The organism is Gimesia benthica, assembly GCF_009720525.1.
GTDB classification, from domain to species: Bacteria; Planctomycetota; Planctomycetia; order Planctomycetales; family Planctomycetaceae; genus Gimesia; species Gimesia benthica.
Genome location: NZ_CP043930.1, coordinates 5,807,078 through 5,829,445, shown reverse-complemented (window position 1 = coordinate 5,829,445; position 22,368 = coordinate 5,807,078). Strand labels below are relative to the sequence as shown.

At 51.7% G+C, this 22,368-nt stretch carries 7 protein-coding genes; 2 read left to right on the top strand and 5 right to left on the bottom strand.

What is annotated here, in order from left to right:
* The first annotated feature begins 160 nt into the window (after positions 1–160).
* Positions 161–481, top strand: coding sequence for a hypothetical protein (locus F1728_RS22655; RefSeq protein WP_228030297.1), 321 nt, complete (start codon positions 161–163; stop codon positions 479–481).
* 89 nt (positions 482–570) lie between these two features.
* On the opposite strand, the gene F1728_RS22650 is transcribed toward F1728_RS22655, so the two are convergent.
* Entirely contained in the window at positions 571–1,893 is a 1,323-nt protein-coding gene (locus tag F1728_RS22650; protein WP_155365974.1) for a sulfatase family protein, read from the bottom strand.
* 545 nt (positions 1,894–2,438) lie between these two features.
* Between F1728_RS22650 and F1728_RS22645 the strand changes: the two genes are divergently transcribed.
* On the top strand, positions 2,439–2,804 hold the full coding sequence (locus F1728_RS22645; RefSeq protein ID WP_155365973.1) for a hypothetical protein: 366 nt from the start codon (positions 2,439–2,441) through the stop codon (positions 2,802–2,804).
* Between the two features lie 90 nt (positions 2,805–2,894).
* Here F1728_RS22645 and F1728_RS22640 read toward each other — a convergent pair whose 3' ends face one another.
* From F1728_RS22640 to F1728_RS22625, 4 genes are all read right to left on the bottom strand, one after another.
* Complete coding sequence (locus F1728_RS22640) at positions 2,895–3,686, bottom strand: endonuclease/exonuclease/phosphatase family protein (protein WP_228030296.1); 792 nt, start codon at positions 3,684–3,686, stop codon at positions 2,895–2,897.
* Positions 3,658–4,443 carry a hypothetical protein gene (locus tag F1728_RS22635; RefSeq protein WP_155365972.1) on the bottom strand — a complete coding sequence of 262 codons (786 nt, stop codon included), beginning with the start codon at positions 4,441–4,443 and terminating at the stop codon, positions 3,658–3,660. The genes F1728_RS22640 and F1728_RS22635 overlap by 29 nt, the downstream gene beginning before the upstream one ends.
* A 225-nt stretch (positions 4,444–4,668) precedes the next feature.
* Positions 4,669–12,186 (bottom strand): choice-of-anchor Q domain-containing protein, encoded by a 7,518-nt coding sequence (locus F1728_RS22630; RefSeq protein ID WP_155365971.1) that lies wholly within the window; start codon positions 12,184–12,186, stop codon positions 4,669–4,671.
* A 71-nt stretch (positions 12,187–12,257) separates the two neighbouring features.
* Positions 12,258–22,124, bottom strand: coding sequence for a beta strand repeat-containing protein (locus F1728_RS22625; RefSeq protein WP_155365970.1), 9,867 nt, complete (start codon positions 22,122–22,124; stop codon positions 12,258–12,260).
* Positions 22,125–22,368: the final 244 nt, after the last annotated feature.

Below are 22,368 nucleotides of genomic sequence, written 5' to 3'. Positions count from 1 at the left end.
GACCGTAAATCGCTCCGACGCGTCCGCATCCCATTAAAGTCAATTATAGAAGCCACTTACAACCCAATCAGTTTAATTGGCACAATCGATGCTTTTTAACATTCCTTAGACGCGGTCGCAGATTCAAAAACAACCGTAATCTCTTTTAAGGAATGGAAAGATGAAAAAGTTCATGATCGTTTGCGTTGCTCTGGCTGGCGGATTTGCAATGCTCGGCAGTGCCTCCACAGCGGAAGCGGGGGGAGTTAATTTCAGCCTGAATCTGGGTAACGGATACGGCTACAGTAATTACGGTGGATACCGCGGCCGGTATCGCTCACATAACGTTCGTCCCTACTATCACGGCCGACGCCACTCTTACTGGCATGATACCAGTCATTACGACTATCATCCCGGTGGATTCTACCGTCATCGAAATCATTACCACTACCAGCCCGGTCACTACGACTATCATCAGTCAGGACACTGGGATCATCACTAATCCCGTATCTCCTGTTCTTTAAAAGTGGCGTGAGAAACCCGGACAGATCGAACCCTCGATCTGCCCGGGTAATCGTTTTAGTTCATCGCTTAATTTGCGGGAACATTCCACCAGGCATTGGTCTGCTTCAACAGCTGTTGAACCAGTTCCGGATGCGCAGCCGCGGCATTGTGCTGCTCAAACGGATCCTGCGCCAGGTTATATAACTCGGGCTTTTCTTCACTCAGCCGGGGTCCGGGGAAGATCGCTTTCCATTCCCCTTCGATACACCAGCGATATTTCAGACTCGTGACGGGAGCATCAATGTCGACCATATCGTGCTCGAAGATCTCGCCGAAAATCGCTTTGCGGTCAGTCTTGCCACCGTTCTGAATCACCTGCAGCAGATTGATCCCTTCCATGGCTTTGGTCGGTTTTAAACCGACGGCATCCAGAATTGTTGGTGCCAGATCGATGCTGCTCACCAACGTATCATACTCTGCCGGTTTGATTTTCCCCGGCCAGCGAAGCAGGATGGGTGTCCTGAGACCGCCATCATAGGGACTCCGCTTCGACTTGGGGGCATAACGGAAACGACGTTTCATTTTCTTGCGTTCCGCCTCGGATTCAGGCACATACTGGATCCAGCCGTTGTCCGTCACGTAGACAACTATTGTGTTGTCCGACAGCTGTTTCTGATCCAGGTAGTCCAGCAGTTGTCCGCAGGTTTCGTCGAACCACTCAACCATCGCGTAATAATAGGACAGCTCTACTGGAGTTTCCGGATTAAGGTATTTCTTCAGAATCCGCTGAGGTGGATTGTGAGGAGTGTGGGGCAGGAAGGGGGCATACCACAGAAAGAAAGGATCATCTTTGCATTCATCAATGAACTGATAAACGGGTTTCATCCCCTCCCGACCGATCTTCAAACCCAGGTCACCATGACGTCCTCCCCGTTTGGGGTCGCCATGTGTCATCGCCGAAGTGAAGCCGGCCAGACTGGGATTGCCTTCCCACCATTTGCCACACTGATAACTCTTGTATCCCAGTTTGCCCAGCATTTGAGGCAGGCAGTCAACAGCGCGAACATGTTTCAGCAGTTTCTGGCGATCCATGCCTTTGGGAGGATCATTCCCCGTAATCATATTCTGATGCGGATACAGACCGGTAATCATCGTCATCAGACTGGGGCGACACAGGCTGGTCGGAACATAACCACGCTTGAAGACGGCACTCTCCGCCGCCAGCTTGTCCAGATTCGGGGTTTTAATCTTTTCATGCCCCATGAAACCGTAATCGTTCCAGGCCTGATCATCGGAAATGATCATCACAATATTCGGACGGGACGCGGCTTCAGCCAGGACATTCCGCGGAGCAGCGCAAGCCCCCCAGACCACCAGTACCACCAGCAACAGGTTTCTACACAGCTTCACGATGAACTCCTTTTGATACGAGTGCGATCAATGGCCTCAATTCGAATGAACGCCGCCAGGGGAATGAATCAGGCGGGACAATTATTCGAAAAAAATTCTTTAAAATCCCCAACGCTGAACCTTATAATGACGTATGGAACTGCAGAAGACATACACACAGATCCCAACCAAGTTCAATCCATCCTACCAACTACTTCACTAAGATCAACACCTAAAACAACTTACAACCTTACCACTCCTGATCCCCGGTATCCCACTGAAGACCTGATTCATTCAGGATAAACACGTTTTTGCCGGAGATAAAAAGATTGATAAATCAGAATTTTTCAAATGAGACATTCTTGATTCGATTTCCTTGAGTGCGTTGACAGCGTGGAAAATGAGTATTCTAATGTAGTTACACAATTTGTTGTGATTTGAAAAACTCGAACTTCTTGTGATACGGGGCAACCACTGACCGAGGTTTCTGGCTGGCTCAAGCCGGGAGCTTCTTAAGTTAACTGTCACTTACTTTTTAGAAGAATATGAGGAATTTTATGCGGAAAATGATGAACGTAAAAGTAGCATTGATGTTTGGCCTGGCGATCGCCGGACTGACTCTGATCTGTGGTGAAAAGCAGGTTGAAGCTCGTCCTAACTTCAAAAAAATCTGGGCAGAAACATACCCTGACTCCAAAATGCTGATCGACAAGAAATGCGGCATCTGCCACCCTGGCAAGACCAAGAAAGAAAAGAGTGCCTACGGTCAGGCCGTTGGTAAAGGTCTGTCAAAGCGGAAAGAAACTGACAAAGACAAGATCGTCAAAGCACTCAAAGATGCTGAAAAGATGCCCAGCCCCACCGAAGGTAAAACTTTTGGTGACTACATCGAAAAAGACGAACTGCCTCCCGTTGGAGAAGTAAAAGAGTAATTCACTCCACGGAGTTGCTGACCGCAGTTTTTCCAACATTGAGTCGGAATGACTGAAGTTCAAATATTAAAAGCAGGGTAATGACAATGGTCATTGCCCTGCTTTTTTTATCCATTCGCTGGCATGCTCATTCAAATGAAAGTCAATCACCAGGGGCAGATGATCGGAAGCCTGTCGTGAAAGTTGAGACCGCGCCAGTCTGGCCTGCTTTACACCGATCTCACCGCGAATAAACGCTTTATCCAGCGTCCCCACAGGCATATACGCAGGAAACGACCGAAAGCGGGACGGCGGGCTCGTCACTTCCTGATATTCATATTCAGAGAACTTTCCATTCGCCAGAGTATTCCGCCAGTCGTTGGTGTCTCCCACGATCAGCGAAGGATGATCGTTCCCTTCCCGAAACAGTCGATGCGTCAGCAGATGATTGATCTGCCAGTGCCGCTCTTTTTCAGCCAGTCCGAGGTGGAAGTTCACCAGTTGAAAGGGCCCCTCAGGAGAGTCGATCAACACAATCTGGGCACCGCGCGCTTTCCGCCACTTATTGGTCAGCGAGATCTGATGCTGTGACAGGAACGACCAGCGGGAAAGGATCAGATTGCCGTAGCCCCCTGTCTTCAGCTTGACATTCAGCTGATACAGCGATTCCGGCATATTGAAGTAATCAGCAAAGATCTTTGGCTGATTATTAAAGCGGGAACGTTTCACATTCCGGTCGACCTCGTGCAGGCAGATGATATCCGGATTTTCCTGCTCGATGACACCGATCACCCGTTCCAGTTGATATCGACGGTCACGCCCGCCGATCCCTTTATGAATGTTATAGCTCAACAGTCGCATGTTTGATTTGATTTTACTTGCCAGTGAGTAATGCGGGCGCAACCGGGATCACTCCCAGGTCTGTCGTACCGGGTTTAATTTTAAGCTTGAAGCGTCCCCGTTTCCAATCATCCCGGGCGGCCAGATATCCTGCTTTTTCATGCCAGAGCTGGAACTCCCATTCGCCCACAGGCAGATTCTGAATCTGGAATCGTCCCGAATCATCTGAAGTCGCAAAGTAAGGATGATCCAAAGCCACCAGCCAGCCTTCCTGCCAGGGATGAATGCTGCAGCTCATCCGCAGCGGGAGCTTCTCACCATGCTCGAACTGATGGTCGAGTTTTTCTCCGGGGGGCAAGAGTTGATTCAGGCTCATATTACGATAAGCCTTCACCTGAAAGCCGTGCGCACACAGATCTTTATTGACGGCCTGCAGCTTCTGACGTTTGACCCACAGCCCTGCGACATGCGGCTGAAAGATGCAACTTTTGTTTTCGATGGTGACCGACGCAGGCAGCTTGTCATAGGATGAATGGATCTGTGCTTCCTGCATACGGGATTCCCGCAGGTAGATAAATACATTCGCCAGCCCTCCGTCTTTCCCGGTGACCAGACTCTGATCGACAATCAGCTCGTCGAATTTACCACAGATCTCCTGATCCCGGTTAATATCGAGTTTCGCAGGTGTCTGTCGCTCGCCGGTAAACTTGAACTGCCCGGTTAAGTTCCCCCATTCTGCTGCCTGCAGCTGTTCCATAGCGCTTGAGGCGAGACTCAACCCCAGCAGGCAGCCTGCAATGACCAGTTTCGTACGATTCAAGATCTACATCTCCTCTCAAGCGGAAAGGTCTGACAGTACCCCGAACGCGGCACCGGCGTACAGGGAACTCACACTTCATATCTTACCGCCCTGCCCCCTGGAGGAAAGATGCGCCGGCGGACTACTCCAGAAATAAAAAATGCCCCTCCGCAACAGTCATCTGCTGCAAAGGGGCATATCTCAAAGTTTCATTTCACTCCCTGAGGAACGATTGAAAACTGTCTTTTATAACAGAGGACCTTCCCAGTTGGTGAAGGCATCATCCATCATGTCCTCGTCCAGTTGAGCATCACCGACCAGATCCAGATCATCGTCAGCATGAGCGAAGACCAGTTCCCGATCATCGATATCCTGGAATTCGTTCTCAAAGTATTCTGAATCATACAGATCATCAACCAGACTGCCGTCCAGAGTCTTCCGATCTACCAGCAGGTCCTGATCGTAGAGTGAAGGCTGAATCGCATCGTAGGAGACGGTCTGAGAAAGACCACTCTCTTCGGTGCTTTCTTCCTTCACCGGAGCAATCACAACTGGTGCAGCCAGGCTGACGGTTGATTCCGCAGCGAAGGTCTGAGCAGCTTCCGTACTCTGAATCAGCATCGGTTCGACAGGCTCTGAAGTCGGTGTACCGTTTGTACCGAAGATCGGGCTGGAAGATCCGCTGCCGGAACCACCGGATGCATTTGCATACGATTCAAGCAGCATCTTGACGTCCAGATCAGAGATTGCCTTACGGACACCTGGATCGAGCGTGTCATTCATCAGATCATCACCAACGGCAGGATCTTCGATGTGCAGACCTGTTGGATCCAGTTCGACGGTGAAGTCAGAACCGACGAATGTCAGCCCACCCATACCATCGTCATCGACCAGATTATTGAATCCGCTGTAGTAGCGGGTGAACCCGAGAACGTGTCCGATTTCGTGCAGCAGTACGGTAAACAGGTCGTAGCTGCCACCCGTGGGTGCATCGGTAACATCGACGTGCCAGCCTAAGCCGTTGGCATCGTTGTCAATCACCACCCGACCGGCAACCGGAACACCGTCAACGTTGTATTCGGTTGTCTGGCCAGAACCCAGCTGGGCAGTACCGAAGTCCTGAACGATGATCTGAACTTCCAGAGGCTCATCCAGCCCCAGTGCTGCTTCCCAGGTATTTACGGCTGCTTCCACAACTTCGTCGATGGTGTCATCACCGCTGTTGACTTCGAGTTGGGTTCCGATCCACTTCTGACCGAAGTTGGTCGGGAAGATCACTTCCGAGTTTCCACCCTTCCGCTTGTTGTAGTTCGATGCCAGGTATGTCAGGTCACGATAGTCAACCCGACCACTCTTATCGAAGTCCAATGCCGCGGCAAAGCTGGAAGAGGCATTGATCACAGTCTGGTTATAAGCAGAGGTGAAGAAGACCAGATCCTTGAAATCGATTTTATCATTGTTGTTGATATCGTAGATCACAGGATACAGATCGGTTTCCGGCAGAGCCCCGACAGTCACAACAGCTTCACCAACTCCAGCAATGCTGATTTCGGTGTTCTGGATATCCAGTCCCAGAGAGAGCGGTTCCAGAGTCAGATCGGTGGGATCTACTTCAACCTGGTCACCTGCCAGAGACTCGAACTTGATTCGAGCCAGCAGAGCGTAACCGGTACCACCAACGTTTGCCTGGTTAGTGCTACCGCCCAGGTTGCGAACAACGCCGGCTTCATCGTCAATAATCACAGTCCGGTTGAAGTTGAAGTTCGAACCAAATTCGACCGAAGTGGCTGAGAAGTAGGCTGTGTTATAAGCGATATTCGTCAGCACATCGGAGATTCCGAAGCCACTGGCAGTATCGACCCAGACTTCAACCCAGAATGAATCCCATTCATCGAGCCAGTCAGCATTGCCCGGCAGGGCAAAGGTATGTCCGTTACTGGAGACGACGGTCCGGTCTTTGACAACCGAAATCTGAATGTTGGTCTGTTCGTCAACAACGCTTGAATCACCACCTGAACCGAACAGCGGAGCTGCTGGTGGATCTTTCAGTTCGACGGCACCGATGTCGGTAATCGCAACGGAATCATTGTCGCCATCGACTGGACGGAGTTCGCCACGCTGATCGACCAGTGGGGCACCATTGTTTCGACCGGCGTCAATCGCCGCACTGCCGAACAGCAGTGTGTGAGTCCGGGTAGGACCACCATTATCCAGCAGGATTCCCAGCTTAGGATCAACGGGTGAGAGCAGTGAACCGATAATGTTTCCATTCACAGCATCGGTCAGTCCAGTGGCTCCTCCAATGTCGCCGACCAGGTTATTGAAGCTGGTGGCAGAGTCGTAGACACCGCCCAGATCGGGATTCCCCTGTGCTCCACTGTTACCAGCGACGATTGTGTTAACCAGGGTCACAAAACCGCCGGCACTGTTGGATATACCACCACCGGTCTGGTCAGCCGTATTATCGGTCAGCGTGTTGTTTACGACTGTCAGAGTTCCCTCGTTCAGGATCGCACCACCACGTGAACCGGAATGGTTGGCCGAGAAGGTCGTGTTGGTTGAAATAACAGTCCCTTCATTAAAGATCGCACCACCACGACTGCCGGACTCGTTCATGTAGAACAGAGACTGTGATACATCGAATGTGGCACCGGAGGCAACATAGACAGCCCCCGCACGAGCATCGGATGTATTAGCTTCGAAGGTTGTGCGAGACACAGTTGCCGTATTCGTATACTGATAGATCGCACCACCCTGGAATCCAGCATGGTTGTTGATAAACAAGGCATCGGAGATATCCAGGCTGGAGGCACTCACGATTGCACCACCCAGGAAGTCCGAGTTGTTGTCACGGAAGATGATCTGATTCAGTGTGGTTGGCCCCTGAGCCAGGAGTGCACCACCATCATCGGCATCACCGTTTCGCAGTTCCATATTGGACAGGTTCAGAGTGACTCCACCCGAAGTTTCGAAGATGCGATCCAGCTGATGGGCATCAATGATTGTGGTACCCGATCCCTGACCGAAGATATTCACTGATTCAGAAATATCGAAGTCACCGGTGGCATTATTGTTTTCACCAGCCCCTGCGATTGAGATATCGTAAATTCCCGGCAGGAGGATAATGTTATCAACACCTGGTGACGCATTGGCAGTATTGATGGCTTCACGCAGCGAGGTCAGACCATCACCAGGATCGACGATATCGTCTGTCGTGTCGACTACGATCCCGTTGTCTACGATAGTACCAACACCAACCCCATCCAGAACATTCGCGTTCAACGGAGGATTAAAGGTATCATCGATTTCAACCGTGAAGTATTCATTAGGCTCGGTCAGAGCATCGTTATTCACAACGACATCGAATGTCACTTCAGTCATACCAGCCGGAATCACCAGACCGTTAATGGCATTGGCCACATAGTCACTACCAGCCAGAGCTGTTCCGTCGACAGTTGTGATGTCAAAAGTAACATCGGCACTGGTCGCCTGCGACACCGTCACAGTAAATGTGAATATGGTCGTTGCTCCTCCGTCGTAGTCTTCCGTCAAGGTGACGTCACTGATTGACAGCAGGGCAAAGTCATCATTTTCGATGGTCCCGATACCGGTCGCATCAGCGATGGTAGCATTACTGCTGGCATTCGACAGATTCACACCGAAGGTTTCATCTGCTTCAATCGCGGTGTCACCATTTACGACAACCGTAATTGTCTTTTCGGTTTCTCCCGGATCGAATGTGATCGTCTGTGGCAGAAGCTGGACATAGTCCGAATCTGCCAGGGTTGCGGAGATGTCAGCCGTTTCCAGATCGACCGTTACTACACCGGCAACAGGTGTCAACAGCGAAACGGTGAAGTTGAAGTTGGTTGTCGTTCCAACCGGACCTTCTTCCAGGGAGACGTCGTCGATCGAGATAGATGCCTCATCGTTCAGGATCGTCCCCAGTCCCTGGTCATCTGCAATCGCTGCCCCCTGGGCATTGAAGAGATTGACGAAGAAGGTTTCGTGATCTTCGACAAGTGTATCACCATTCACAAGCACCCGGACAACCTGGGTCGTTTCTCCAGCAGAGAATGTGACTCTTCCGGTCGTAAAGGCATAGTCAATACCGGCGACTGCGGTGCCGTTGGATGTTTCGAAGTCAACAGTCACTTCGTCCACGTTTGCATTCGACAGCGAGACCACAAATTCAAACTCAGTGGTGCCAGCGTTCGTTTCAACCTGACTGACATCAGTGATGCTGATCGTCGGGGTGACGATTTCGAAAGCACCGATATCGCTGGTTGTGTCTGTCGGACGCAGAGCACCACGCTGATCGATAGTCACACCGTCAGTGTTATCACCCGCATCAATGGCCAGACTGCCTGGCAGTAGAGCGTGGGTGAATGTGGGGCCGCCATTGTCCTGCAGCGGACTCAGGAACGGATCGATGTGTTGTGCGTTCGAACCGACAATATCATCGTTGAATCCGTTGATAAAGCCGACTGAAGTACCGCGGGTACCAATCAGGTTGTGTCCCTGAGAGGTGAAGGTACCCTCAACGTCGTCTCCGCTCACCAGCGAATCGTTTCCGGCGATGATTGTGTTTTTCACTTCCACGGAAGCGGTAGTAGCAACAGAGTAAATACCACCACCTGAACCTTCAGTCGTGTTGTTGTAGATGGTGGTATTGTTGATGGTGAGTTCACCAGTATTGTGGATACCACCCCCTTCTTTACCGGCTTCGTTTCCGGAAATCGTCACGTTGGACAGTTCGATGGTATCTTCATTCAGCACGCCACCACCACGAGTTCCGGCAAAGTTGTTGGAAATCGTGCTGTTGGAAATCGACACATCGCCGGCTTCCACAATTTGAGGCTGGCCAGTCACAGAAATTGTGTACTGTCCCAGGCTACCGTAATCTGAGTAACCTGTTCCCAGTACGTCACCTTCACCTGTCCCTTCGATAGAGACGTAGTAGGTGCCTGCAGCCAGTCCGGTGAATGAGGCATTCAGAGCACCAATGGGGTTACTCGTTGCAATTTGAGTTCCACTGGAATCATACAGGGTGGCAAGAATATCCAGGTTGGGGCTCTCGAAGAATGGATCGATGGTGACATCGCCACCCGTGGTTGAGAACTGGAAATAGTCCACATCGGTGTTTCGCTCGACGATACCGGAAGCGGAACCATTGACGATCACAGACGCAAAACCAATCGTGCTGGCGTGATCATCGGCCCGGTAACCAAATCCATTCTGAGTTGTAATGATACTCAGGTCGTCTTCGTTGTTGTTGGCATCGTTGTACTCACCCTGACTCCACTGAACCAGGTTCTGGTAATAACCAACGCCCATGATCGGAGCCCAGCCGTTTGCACCGCTGCCATGACCATCGTAGTACTCCAGGGTTGATGTACCATCGTGAACCAACCCGAGGGTGTGTCCGACTTCGTGGCTGACAGCCTCGGAAACACCAATCAGACCTGTGTTAAACACATAAGTTGGAGTATCGACGTTGTCGTTGAAGGAACCAACATAAGCCACGCCCCCGGCATTGCTGTACCAGGTGTTCGCACCAATCACAACACGGATACCCCAGCGGGTATCGGAAGCATCGGTTCTGATCAGGTCGCTGACGGGTGGTTCCGCAGTCGTCACATTGACATTGAACGGCGCGAAGTCCTCGACAACCCGCAGCCAGGTACGCTGAATCACTTCGATTTCAGCCAGGCTGAATGTACTGGTGTCGCCATCAGTGTCATAAGCAGGTGTGACAATGGTACCAAATGCGGAATTCCACTGGGTTCCCGTTGTTGTGTGGCCATTGAAATCGAGATAAATCGTATGACTGGCCCCGGGCAGCGAACTCAGATTAAATGTATCCGCAACGGGGAACGGAGGAACTTCGCTCAAGACAGCAGTTTCTGCATCACCATAATCGTAGTTAGGAAGAACAGTTTCCACATATCCATCATTATAGACCGGATAATCTCCGTCAGGTTCCTGATCTGGATCAGATCCTACGATTCCATTGTTGACGGCTGGCACATTTACTCCGTCACCACCTTCGCCATTCCCCACAGAAGCCTGATCCGAAACGAAGACACCACCACCGGCGACCGTTGCAGTATTGCTGTCGATCGTCGTGTCATTTACCTGCAGGGTACCCCCTGTGGAGTTGTAGATACCACCACCGTTTTCAGCATCGTTGAAAGAAATCTCACTCAAGTCGATACTGATGGTACCGGGATCGTTGTTAAAGATGGCACCACCATCGGCGATCGCAGTGTTGTTGTGGAAGTAGCTGTCTGTCATGATCACGCTACCATTGTTGAACAGTGCTCCACCACGGTTCGCCAGGCTGTCCTTAATTTCGACATCTTCTAGAGTCAGATTACCGAAGTTCAGGATGGCACCTCCGTCTTCGACCCGGGTGACATCTCCATTTACGAGCGTGACCCCGCGAATCGAAACGCTGACACCTGCGAAGATCTCGAAGATTCGATCCAGGTAATCTGCATCAATCACAGTTTTACCGGAACCGGCACCAATGATGGTCAGGTCATCGGTAATATCCAGGTCACCCCAGTAGGCGCTGTCTTCACCCAGACCGAACAGCGAGAGGGTATAGACTCCGGTTCCCAACAGAATCGTGTCAGCACCAGCACGCGTGTTGGATTCAATAATAGCTGCCCGCAGAGTACTCTGTCCGTTGACATCGACGCTCACGCCATCGCCGGGGTTCGCATCTACCGAGTCTCCGAAGCCGGTTACAATGTAACCAGACTCGAAAGCTCCGATGTCCACGATGAGTGAACCATTGCCGTCCCCGTCAAACAGGCGGGCGAAGCCCCGCTGATCGTCGGTGGGAGCGTAGAAGTTATTACCTGCATCGCGGGCCAGACTTCCGCCGAGCAGCTCGTGAGTAAAGGTGGCACCACCGTTATCCTGCAGTGCTCCCAGTCCCGGGCTGACCGGAGTCGCGAAGGTACCCACAATATCACCGTTAACTCCGTCGGTGAAGCCGGTTGAAATACCGCCGACACCAATCAGGTTGTTACCCCGTGAATCAAAATCGCCGGTCACATCTGGACCGGGTGAAGTTGTCGAATTACCGGCAACGATGGTATTAGCCACAGTCACATAACCATCAAGGGCATTGAAGATACCACCACCGGCGATAGAGGAGTTATTGAAGATCGTCGCGTTGGTGACTTCGATACTACCTTCATCACTGTTGAAGATACCGCCACCATTGTTACCAGCTTCGTTGCCTGAAATCGTGGCATTCACAACGCTGGACGCTTCAAAAGAGTTGTTATACAGACCACCGCCATCACCGACAGCAATGTTGTTGGAAATGGTGCTGTCGAACAGATTCAGCTGGGCAACATCATCGTTAAAGATACCGGCCCCATTCAGAGCACGGTTTCCGTCAACGGTTGTCCGTTGAACGTTAATAATGGCACTGGAGGTATTATAGATACCACCACCGTCGCTGCTGGCAGTGTTCTGCAGGACATCTGAGAGATCCAGATTGATGACCCCCAGTTCCTGGTTGTAGATCCCAGCACCGGAAACGGCGACGTTGTTAATGAAGGAGCTCTGGCTGATCGAAACGGTTCCTTCTTCCTGATCGTTATAGAGACCGCCACCAAACTGCTGGGCTTCACTGTCGCGAACGGTCGTACCGCTCAGGATCAGGGAGACACCAAAGTTGGCAATCGCACCACCATCACGATCGGCCGAGTTATCATCGAAGAAACCATCTGTAATCGTCACTTCGCCAGCGGTCGCATTATACAGACCACCCCCGTCAAGGTGAGCGGTATTCGTCAGGATTGAGACATCTGTCAGAGTTGCGATACCACCATCGTTGTAGATACCGCCCCCCCCAGAGTGGTCGTGTTTCCGGAAACAGTTGTCCGGGAGATGGTCAGCGATGCTGCCTCTTCATTGAAGATACCACCACCCTGGTTAGCCGTATTGTTATTGACCTTACTATCATTAATGGTCAGGCTGGCCAGATCGTTGTTGTAGATACCACCACCGTCCAGCGTTGCTGTGTTACCGGAGATATCACTACGGGTAATTCCAATTGTGGCCTGCAGGTCATTGTAAAGACCGGCACCATCGCCACTGGCTGTGTTGCCGGTTATTGCAGAATCGACAATCGTGACCTGTGACTGGTCGTTGTTGTAGATACCACCACCGTCAACGGCGCTGTTACCCGAGACCTGACTGTTGGAGAGATTCAAAGTCCCCTGCTGTCCCAGTTCTCCGTTGAGGATACCACCACCGTTGAGTTCAGCGGTGTTACCTTCGACAGAAGTATTCACGAGCGAGAGGGTACCAATGTTGCGAATACCACCACCGCTGGTTCCGACAGCATTACCGCCGGTCACAGTCAATCCCTGCAATGTCAGATCGGCACCGCTGAAGACATCGAAGACTCGATCGTCCAGCCCGGTAGCGTCAATAATAGTCTGTCCGCTGCCAGATCCCAGGATGGTCAATGAACCACTGGTATCGGTTACGTCCAGGTCACCTGTAAAGGCATTGTTTTCACCAGCACCTGTCAGCGTCAGAGCGTAGGTTCCGGACCCCAGAATGATCAGTGAGTCACCTGCCAGAGCGTTGGCTTCCATGATCGCTGCACGCAGGGTGATATTCCCGTCTGCATCCGCGGCGATACCATCACCAAGGTTGGCATCGACGGTATCCAGATCGCTGTTAACGAAGAAGGTTCCGAATTCAACAGCACCGATGTCTACGGCTGATCCCAGCACCCGCTGTGAACCACGCTGTTCCAGGGCATCGACGTCTGTGTTGATACCTGCATTGATGGCGACACTTCCCAGCAACAGGGCATGGGTCAGAGTCGGTCCGCCGTTATCGGCCAGATTGGAATCCAGCACGACCGTCAGATCAATGACACCCTGGATGTCCAAGGCTCCCAGTCCGGTCGCAGTTCCGACCACACCGACCAGGTTTCCACCCAGGCTGTTATAAGCACCCTGCAGGTCGGCATCACTGGCAGCGGTGTTGTCCAGAATCAGATCGTTCTGCATAATTGCAGTTCCGGTATTCGAGATTGCACCACCAGTGGTTCCTGCATCGTTTTGAGTCATCGTGTTATTCACGGCACTCAATGTTGCGGTGTTACGAATTGCACCACCGCTGCGGTCAGCCTGGTTGCCTGAGAATGTGCTGTTAGAGAGCTCTACATCACCGGCTGCCGCATTGAAGAGGGCACCACCATCACGTTCTGTGGTGTTTCCATACAGGGTACTGCGAGAAATCTGCAGTGAACCGGTATTGCGGATACCACCACCGCTACCGCCGGCACTGTTATTTGAAATCGTACTGTCGACGATGATCATCACCCCGGTATTGTTGATACCGCCGGCACTGTCTTCAGAGACGTTTCCGGTTACTTCAACATGAGACAGCGTTGTTGTACCACTGTTGCGGATACCAGCACCGTCGGCACTACCGGTCAATGCACCGTTCGTGATTGTCAGATTTTCGAGGTTCAGCGTGACGCCGGCGAATACCTGGAAGATACGATCCAGGGCTCCTGCATCGATCACAGTGACTCCAACTCCCTGACCGCGAATAGTCAGGTTGTCCCGGATGTCGAGGTCGCCGGTCGCTGACAGATCTTCGTCAAAACCAGCGATGCTCAGTACATAAGTACCAGCTGCCAGTTCGATGACGTTTGAACCAGCCAGGGCATTCGCTTCCTGAATGGCTGCACGCAGTGTCTGGGTACCTGTGGTACCATCACCCACGATCCCGTCACCAGCGACGGAATCAACTCCGTCAGTAAAGACGGGAGTTCCACCTGTCAGATCAATAGTATCGCTGGCAATCCACGATTCCGATGCGTTATCCAGCATCGGATCGAGTGTGGTGAAGCTGCGAATATTGGAACCTTCAGCAACCAGGGTCAGTGTGTAATTACCGTAAATTCCAGTCACCGAGCTGAGGTCAATCTGGTACTGGCTGCCGCTCACTGGAGTGACGGTCAGACCGGCCAGCGAGACTTCCTGTCCATCCAGTTTCAGGCTGAAATCGGAGATATCAACACCGGTAACCGCTTCATCGAAGGTGACTGTCACCACCCCGGCATTAGTAACCAGAATCGGCGGGAGATCTTCGATGGTTGCAACCGGTCCAATACCGCCGGTACGCCAGCTGTCGGAAGCAACAGCGGTAAATTTATTACCAGCCAGGTCCTCAATTGTACCATCGGCCAGCAGATTCAGAACGTAATCCCCATCTTGTGTCGTCACGGTACTTAAATCGATCTGGTAAGTCGAACCGTTAATCTGTGACACAGACAGAGATGCTAATGAAATCGGTACCTGACCGCTGCCATCGTCGAGCAACAGTTCAAAGTCGGTGATATCGACGCCGGTCACATCTTCTGAGAAGTTAATTGTCACGACGCCTACCGCAGAGCCGGAAGGACGTGGATCCGGAGTAATGTCCTGGATACCAGCCGTCGGAGCAATGACTTCAACACCTTTCTGCCAGGTCTCGGAAGCAGGTCCGGAAGCTTCGTTACCGGCGATATCCTGAACGGCAGAACCTTCGGAGTGATACGTCAGGGTGTAGATACCGTTGTCATCAGCCAGCGTTCCCAGCACGATATTGTACTGCGAAGCGGTCACGGGAACCAAAGTCGCTGAAGTGGTCGAGAGATCGATTACATTGCCAGCGGGATCAGTCAGTGTAAAATCGGACAAGGCCAGTCCGGTTACATCTTCTGAGAAATTCAGAGTGACAGCAAAAGCAGGATCGGTCCCTGATGGCACCGGATCTGTGACGTTCACAAACTGAGCGATCGGAGACAGCGTATCGTTCAGCCAGGTGTCACTTGCGTTGGCAGCCAGATCGTTGCCAGCCAGGTCGGTAATGGATGAGCCTGCCGCATTCAGGGTTAAAACATAGTCTCCAGACAGACTGGTCACTTTGCTGATATCCAGAATGAACTGGCTACCGGTAACCTGCGTCAATGTAGCAGGTGTGGATGCCAGGTTGATTGGTGTTCCCCCATCAACAGTGATGGTGAAATCGCTCAGGTCAACTCCCTGTACATCCTCAGAAAAGTTGATCACGACTTCGCCAGCCGCTTCGCTTCGCGGATCGGGTGAAACATCGACGATGTCTGCTGTGGGAGCAGTCGTGTCGACGGTGAAACGTTCAACATCCCCGAACATCAGGAAGTTAGCGGGCGAATTGCCGGTGATGGGTGAAGCAGGACTGATGTACTTAGCATCCGTGATCGTCCCGTTGTTGACCAGTTGCAGTTGATATTCACCTTGCACTCCGGTTACCGAACTGAGATCCAGGGCAAAGGTCCGGGAAGTAAGCTGAGTCAGCATGGAAGCATTCAGGGCTACAGCCAAATTGTCCCGCAACAGGACAAAATCGCTGATATCTACGCCATTCACATCTTCTGTGAAGGAGATGATCAACGGATCGGTAATCGCACCTGTCGTCGGGTCGGGAACGGCAACAGAAATATCTGCCGTCAGGAATGTTCTCGTATTCGGTACGAGGAAGCTGTCATCATCAGGAATCCAGGCATCCCAACCGTAGGACAGCTCACCGAAAATGGTTCCCGGGAGGCTGATCTGGTTCAGGAAGGAATCCCCGGACTGGAAACCGCTGCCGACACCATCAAATCCCTGGGCGATACGGAAGGTACTGACCCCCATACCGGGATACAGGAAGGCGCCCGTATCATTGAAAGACCAGGTTCCGAAGTTGGAGATTACATCCCCCAGGATCGCCCCTTCTGTGCTACGCAGCGTAAAATTGAAAGCATCCACCACATCAATGAAGAACACACCGTTGACCGGACTCATATCTCGATAGAATCCATCAACTTCGTTGGAAAAAACCCCGGTGATTTCAACCACGCTGCCTGAAGTCAAACCGTGTGCTGTAGTCGTAGTAACCTGGATTGGCCCCCCCGCAGAGGTCAAAAATGCCGTTGCAACTGTACCGACAGCCGTAGGAGCTTCGTTGGGACCACTGAACGGCGCCAGATTGGTACGCGAGCCGACTCGCTGTGCATTACGCCGACGGGTGGCCGAATTGAAGGGACCATCGGGGTTGGGGGCGGGTGCACCATTATTGAGCCTTGATTTAAAGACCGGTTCGGAGTTGTTATAGAAACCACCGACATTGGTCACATCCAGGCCGTTACCAGTATTTCCTTCGAACACCAGATTCAGTCGAGCAAGTGGATCACCTTGATAGGAACTGGTAACACGGAAAGGTGGGGTTGCGTTGATATCCCAGTTGTCCGTCGTGGTATTGGGATCAACGGTTGATGTGAATGATTCAATATAGACATCTTCACCGAAGTTACCCTCGAATTCGTTGTTGGTCACAGAGACATTGGAGCGTCCGTCTCCGAAATCAAAGAACTCATCACTCCCCTCTGCTCCTGTACCTTCATCAGTACCGGGATCATGACCTCTGAAATCAGAGTGCTCTCCAGCCATGGTACCGATCCGCAGGATCAGACCGTTGGAAGAGAAACCACTGCTGACACCGTTATCCTGGATGTAGTTGGTATTGATATTCAATACCATGTCTGCATGAGAATTTTCAACCGATCCGGTGGCATCCAGGGCTGCGGTGCTGTTGGCATCCTGGTCCTGGCCCTGTGAAGCAGTAGTCACAACATAGAAGCCTTCCAGCGCGTTTGACACGATCCGGTTGGCTCCCGTCTCCGTGCCATCACCAAAGATGACGTCCGAGTCGGCCTGCCCTTCGGTCTGCAGGTCCACCCCGCGACCGCCATTGTTGTCGATAAAGTTCCCAATCGCCGTCACGCTGGTACGAACACTGCCACCAAGTGCGATATTCCAGAAAACGTTATTTTCACTATGCGAGATACTGTTGGCAGCCAGAATCTCAAGACCATCTGCCGTATTTTCCGTAATGATGTTATTACGCATGAAGACGGTCTGACCATTGGAGTTGATATCCACCCCTTTACCGGTGTTGAACGCGATCAGGTTTTCATCAATCGCTGAATTCAAACCTTCACCCAACAGCTCAATTCCACCGGTCGCGTTCGAAAGAATCGAGTTATTGGCAATTTTCACGTTACCCTGAATGCGGTCCAGGTGCGCGGCAATCTGGATCCCGTCACGGCTATTTCCTTCAATCACGTTCCCACGGTCTTCTCCCGTTACCGGGTCGACGCCATCCAGACCGATGAAGAGCATGTTGCGGTTACCGATGCGACCGGAAATCCGAACACCATGGTTGCCGTTATTACTGAGCGTATTCTGAATCCAGGTACCGGATACATCACGCCGGTCCGTTCCGAAATAACTGGTGGTCCGGGTCGTGGACTCGATACCGTTCAGATTGTTTGAGTTGATTTCGTTGTTGATGATATCGACATAAAGTGTCGCATCTGCTTCGGCATGCAGGCTGACACCATCCCGTGAGTTGGACGAAATTGTATTGTCTTTAATCTCGAAGTCGGTTGTTGTCAGGTTTCCGTTTTGAGCCAGGATGTCCACACCATCGCTATTGCCGGTGATGGTGTTATCGTGAATCATCACGGCTCGTTCTTCACCCACAATCGGATCGATTACCGCACGTCCCACGCGGGCATCGTCTTCCCGGTGGAAGTTGACACCGTCGCCGGAGTTGTTCGTAATCACGTTGTTAGAGATTTCGGTGCGGTCGATGATCGTCGATTCTTCGATATGGATCCCGATCCCGTGACCAATATTCCCCAGCCCGCCGGTGTTGTTTGCGTCGGTACCCAGGAAGTTGCCATCAATCGTCAGATCGCGTAACTGGTTAAATGCCTCAAAGCTGACATCGGTACCAATCAAATCAATATAAATCGCATCTCCGGCAAAGGGAGTGCTTGAGTTTGCATCATTGCGGGTGCTGGTAATTGTGTTGCCCGTAATACTGACATCACCAGTTGCTGTGTCCTGCATGCTCACGGCGACACCGGCACCTCGGTTATTGTCCATGCTGTTGCCGTCGACAGTCAGACTGAAATCAACACTCTTGAGAATGGTCGGATCAGCGGCCACCAGGTTAATCCCCTGGGTCTCATTGGAGTTGATCGTGTTGCCGACGATTTCCCCATAGAATGAGGTATACATCTCCAGATCGATTTCAATACCGGCACCAGTGTTTCCTGTAATCAGGTTGCCACGAATACCACGCAGGTATCCGCCCACACTCGTGGTTTTCACGGTCATTTCGGCCCCGGTCAGGTTGGTCGCATCAACAATCACCTGCGGGGTGTTAATCGTAGCCAGACTTCCCACAAACTCGATTTCGAAACCGGTGTCGGCGGTTCCCCGCACCAGTACGTCGCCGGGATTCAAAGTCGGGAGTGCCACCAGGGCAGCAATAATAGCAGCGGCATCAGCGTTATAGGCGATCGGACCTGTAGTCGCGCCATCGAATGTCAGGGTAAAGTCACCCGCTGTCGGCGTTGCATCGACGCTGATTTCCTGGACTTCGTTAATTGTCGTCCCTTCGGCAATGGTCGTCACTTCAGGCACGACGATCAGAATACCACTGTCATCAATCAGGATCGTGTCGCCGGGAGATTCCGCACGAAAGTCGCCAATGAATTCGACGGTAAACCCGCCGGTTAAAGCAGATCCGGTTACCAGAACGTTACCGGCACCAACGGCATCCAGACTTTCCAGGGCAGCCTGTACGTCAGCGGCCGTTGCGTCAAAGTCGAGCACGACAGGACCGTTTGTGCTGTTAACGGTATCTAATGTGAATGTTCCCCCTCCAGGTGGATTAGGAATCGAAATCGTCTGGATCTCATTCAGACCGATCCCCTGGGTGGTGGTCGTAGCGGCGATGGAAACGTTCGGCAGCAGAGCAGCCGGATCACCAGTCATGGGATTGATTGTCGTCAGGTTAAAATTACCAACGGAAGTACTGGGGACCACATCCAGGGGATAGACGTTAGCCACGATCAGCGGAACGTTGGCATTCTCGAAGTCACCCTGGAATTCAATTGTGAATCCATTGACATAGTCTCCGGTCACATCGAAATCATCTCCGCTGGTTGCAATACTCAGTGCTTCCAGAGCGGCATCGATATTCGCTGCGGTCACAGCCGGGTCCGTGTCAATGACGATTCCACCTGTCTCCTCCCCCTGGAATGTCAGGGTGAAAGCAGCACCAGTCGGCGGATTCGTAATGTCGACCCCGTTCCCTGCGAAGTTAAACGGAAATACTCCCTGAGAGTTCTGGAACTCCAGAGTCTGCTGCTCATTCGTAGAGGCATTCCCCTGAATCAGGTTGGACATAATAATGTCAAACCGCATCCGGTCCGCGTTGGTGGCAATTTGACCAATGTCTACGTTTGCCAGAGTGCCTGAATCCAGGAAGATGATATCGTAACCATTACCGCTGACGACAACGCTGACGGGGCTTCCGCCATAAGACTGAGCGTTCGCGATACCATTCAGTGCATTTTGAATGTTAAGTGCACCAGCCGCACTGGGAATGGAATCGGTATAAGGCAGGGTGACGTTCTGTCCCAGAAAAGTCAGCTGAAAAGATCCAAATGTCGGATCATTGAAGCCCAGCATACCCAGGTGCTGATATTCATTGAATTCGACGGTAAAGCCGGTTGCAAAATCACCGGAAACGATGAAGTCCCCCACGGTCCCGGTAATATTTGTGGAAGAGAATAATGCTTCCAGAGCGGCATCGATATTTGCAATCATCGTTGCCGGGTTGGCGTCGATCGCGATTGCGTTTGTAGTCTCGCCCTGGAAAGTCAGAGTGAAGGATCCGCCAGATGGAGTGATAATGTTACCGTCAACATCCTGGAAGGTAATGATCTGGTCGACTGGCTTATTGGGGTTGAGTTCAGCTGGTCCCTGCGCCACATTCACGAAAAGGTTCAAACCTGATGTATCGACTGTAATCTGCGGAACATTCAGATCGTGCATACTCCTTCCGTCCAGGAAGATGATGTCGAACCCGGTGGCAGTCGGATCAACCTGAATCGGATTGTCCTGGAATGGCATATTTCCATTGCCATCATCAAACGTCAGTGCGATCAGGTTCAGTTGCGTCTGCAGGTCGGCTGCATTCAGCGAAGTATAGGGCAATACTACCGAGCTACCCAGGAAGTTCAGTTGGAAGGTACCAAAAGCCGGTGTACCTGTGATTTCCAGATTCTGTACTTCACTCACGTTGCCGGAGGTATCCTGAGTGACAGAAACACTGGCCGGCGTGCTGTTGAAACCGCTGGCATCCACAGTCAGCAGATTCTGGTTCTGACCACCGGTAGCGTTGACAAACTCCACTTCGTAGCCATCCTGGAAGTTACCGTTAACCAGAACGTCATCGAAGTGAATTCCACTGAAGGCGTTAACCATCGCGAGTTTGACCTGGGACGCCGTCGCAGTGGGGAGAATTCCCGCCGTGGTTTCTGTGATACCATCCCCGCCGGTGTAGGAGAGAGTAAAGGTACCGCCGGTGGGAACACCACTAAAAGTAATCAGCTGAACTTCGTTCCGTGCGGATGAGAAGTCAATTTTGTCAGTCGCTCCCGGAATTCCCGCATAGGCTGGCACGCCGGGTGCTCCATCTCCGGTTGGTACCGGATTGGTGGTAGAAGGTGTGAAGTAGATCCCGTGTCCGGTGTTGGCAGAAATACTGTTTCCGGAAATATCACCGCTCAGGTCGCCGTCTGTCTGATCGAAGACAATCCCGTGTCCTGAGTTGGAAGAGATGGTGTTGCCGGTGATCGAAACAAACTGATCGACGTTATTCAGATCCAGACGAATCCCGTCGCCAGCGGTGTTACCGCTGATCTGGTTGGTCTTGATGAACAGTTCGGTCAGGAGTGCTGCACCACCGGCTGCGGTATCATCAACATTGATGTGCACACCCTGAATGTTGTTGTTGTTTGTTAACCGCAGTTCTTCAGCAATCGAATCCACGATGTTGACATTCACGCCATCATTACCGGAGGTACCGGCGATCGTATTGTCGGCCATGGTGGTGTGACGCAGAACAGATCCATCAGCCACATCGATTGAGACACCATCGATGGTAGAACGACGCAGTGAAGTCTCTTCGAGGGTCGAAGCACTCATGGCAACCGTCACACCAGCACCGGCCTGGCTGGTAAGACCTGAATCGATAATGTTGAACTCGTTCAGGATGACGTTGGTCAGATCAAGGTTGAATGCGTTTCCGAGACCACCTGTGATTGTAGAGCTGTCGATGGCGATGGTATCAGCCAGCAGATTGGACAGTTCGATGTCGATTCCGACACCCGCATCCGCGTTGATTGATACGTTGTCGAACAGAACCTGGAACGGTTCAGCGAACGTCAGGTTGTCCAGATCGATGGAGACCGCGGAGCCTGTAGAGGCATCAATGTTCAGCCCCTCGAACAGGATCGTGTCGTAGTTGGAGATACCATCAGCATCAGGGTCCAGTACCGAGTTATTGAGAGTCACGCCCAACCCCGGAGTGATCTGATTGATGATCAACGAGGTCAGAAGGGTCCGGTCTTCCAACTGCTCAATGGCAACTCGACGCTGAATCCGCTGACGCGCCATTGAAGGACCACTTCTCAGTTGAAGTCGACGACGAGGATTTAAGGTCGCCTTACGGCTTTTTTCGAAAGCAACTCGCATCGACTCAACCCAAGATGTCAGTAACATCTGCTGTCTCCCATAAACTCTAATTTACCAAGGCATTGTACTGTGAATGGTGTAAGAATGCTTCTCTATTCACTCGATTTCAGTACGACCTTTATGCCAGTCTGTTTTGTAATGTTTGGTAGCTTCTTCTTTGACTCAGACTTCTGCAAAAACCGCCTGTTTTTCTTCCCAGGCCAACAATTTTCACTATTTTTACGTAATTACAGAAATCCAGACTTTGATGCTAAAAACTAGTCTGAACCGA

Excerpts from the sequence above, each read along its gene's own strand:
- F1728_RS22655 (WP_228030297.1), top strand. The coding sequence starts at position 161 with ATGAAAAAGTTCATGATCGTTTGCGTTGCTCTGGCTGGCGGATTTGCA.
- F1728_RS22645 (WP_155365973.1), top strand. The coding sequence starts at position 2,439 with ATGATGAACGTAAAAGTAGCATTGATGTTTGGCCTGGCGATCGCCGGA.
- F1728_RS22625 (WP_155365970.1), bottom strand. The coding sequence starts at position 22,124 with ATGTTACTGACATCTTGGGTTGAGTCGATGCGAGTTGCTTTCGAAAAA.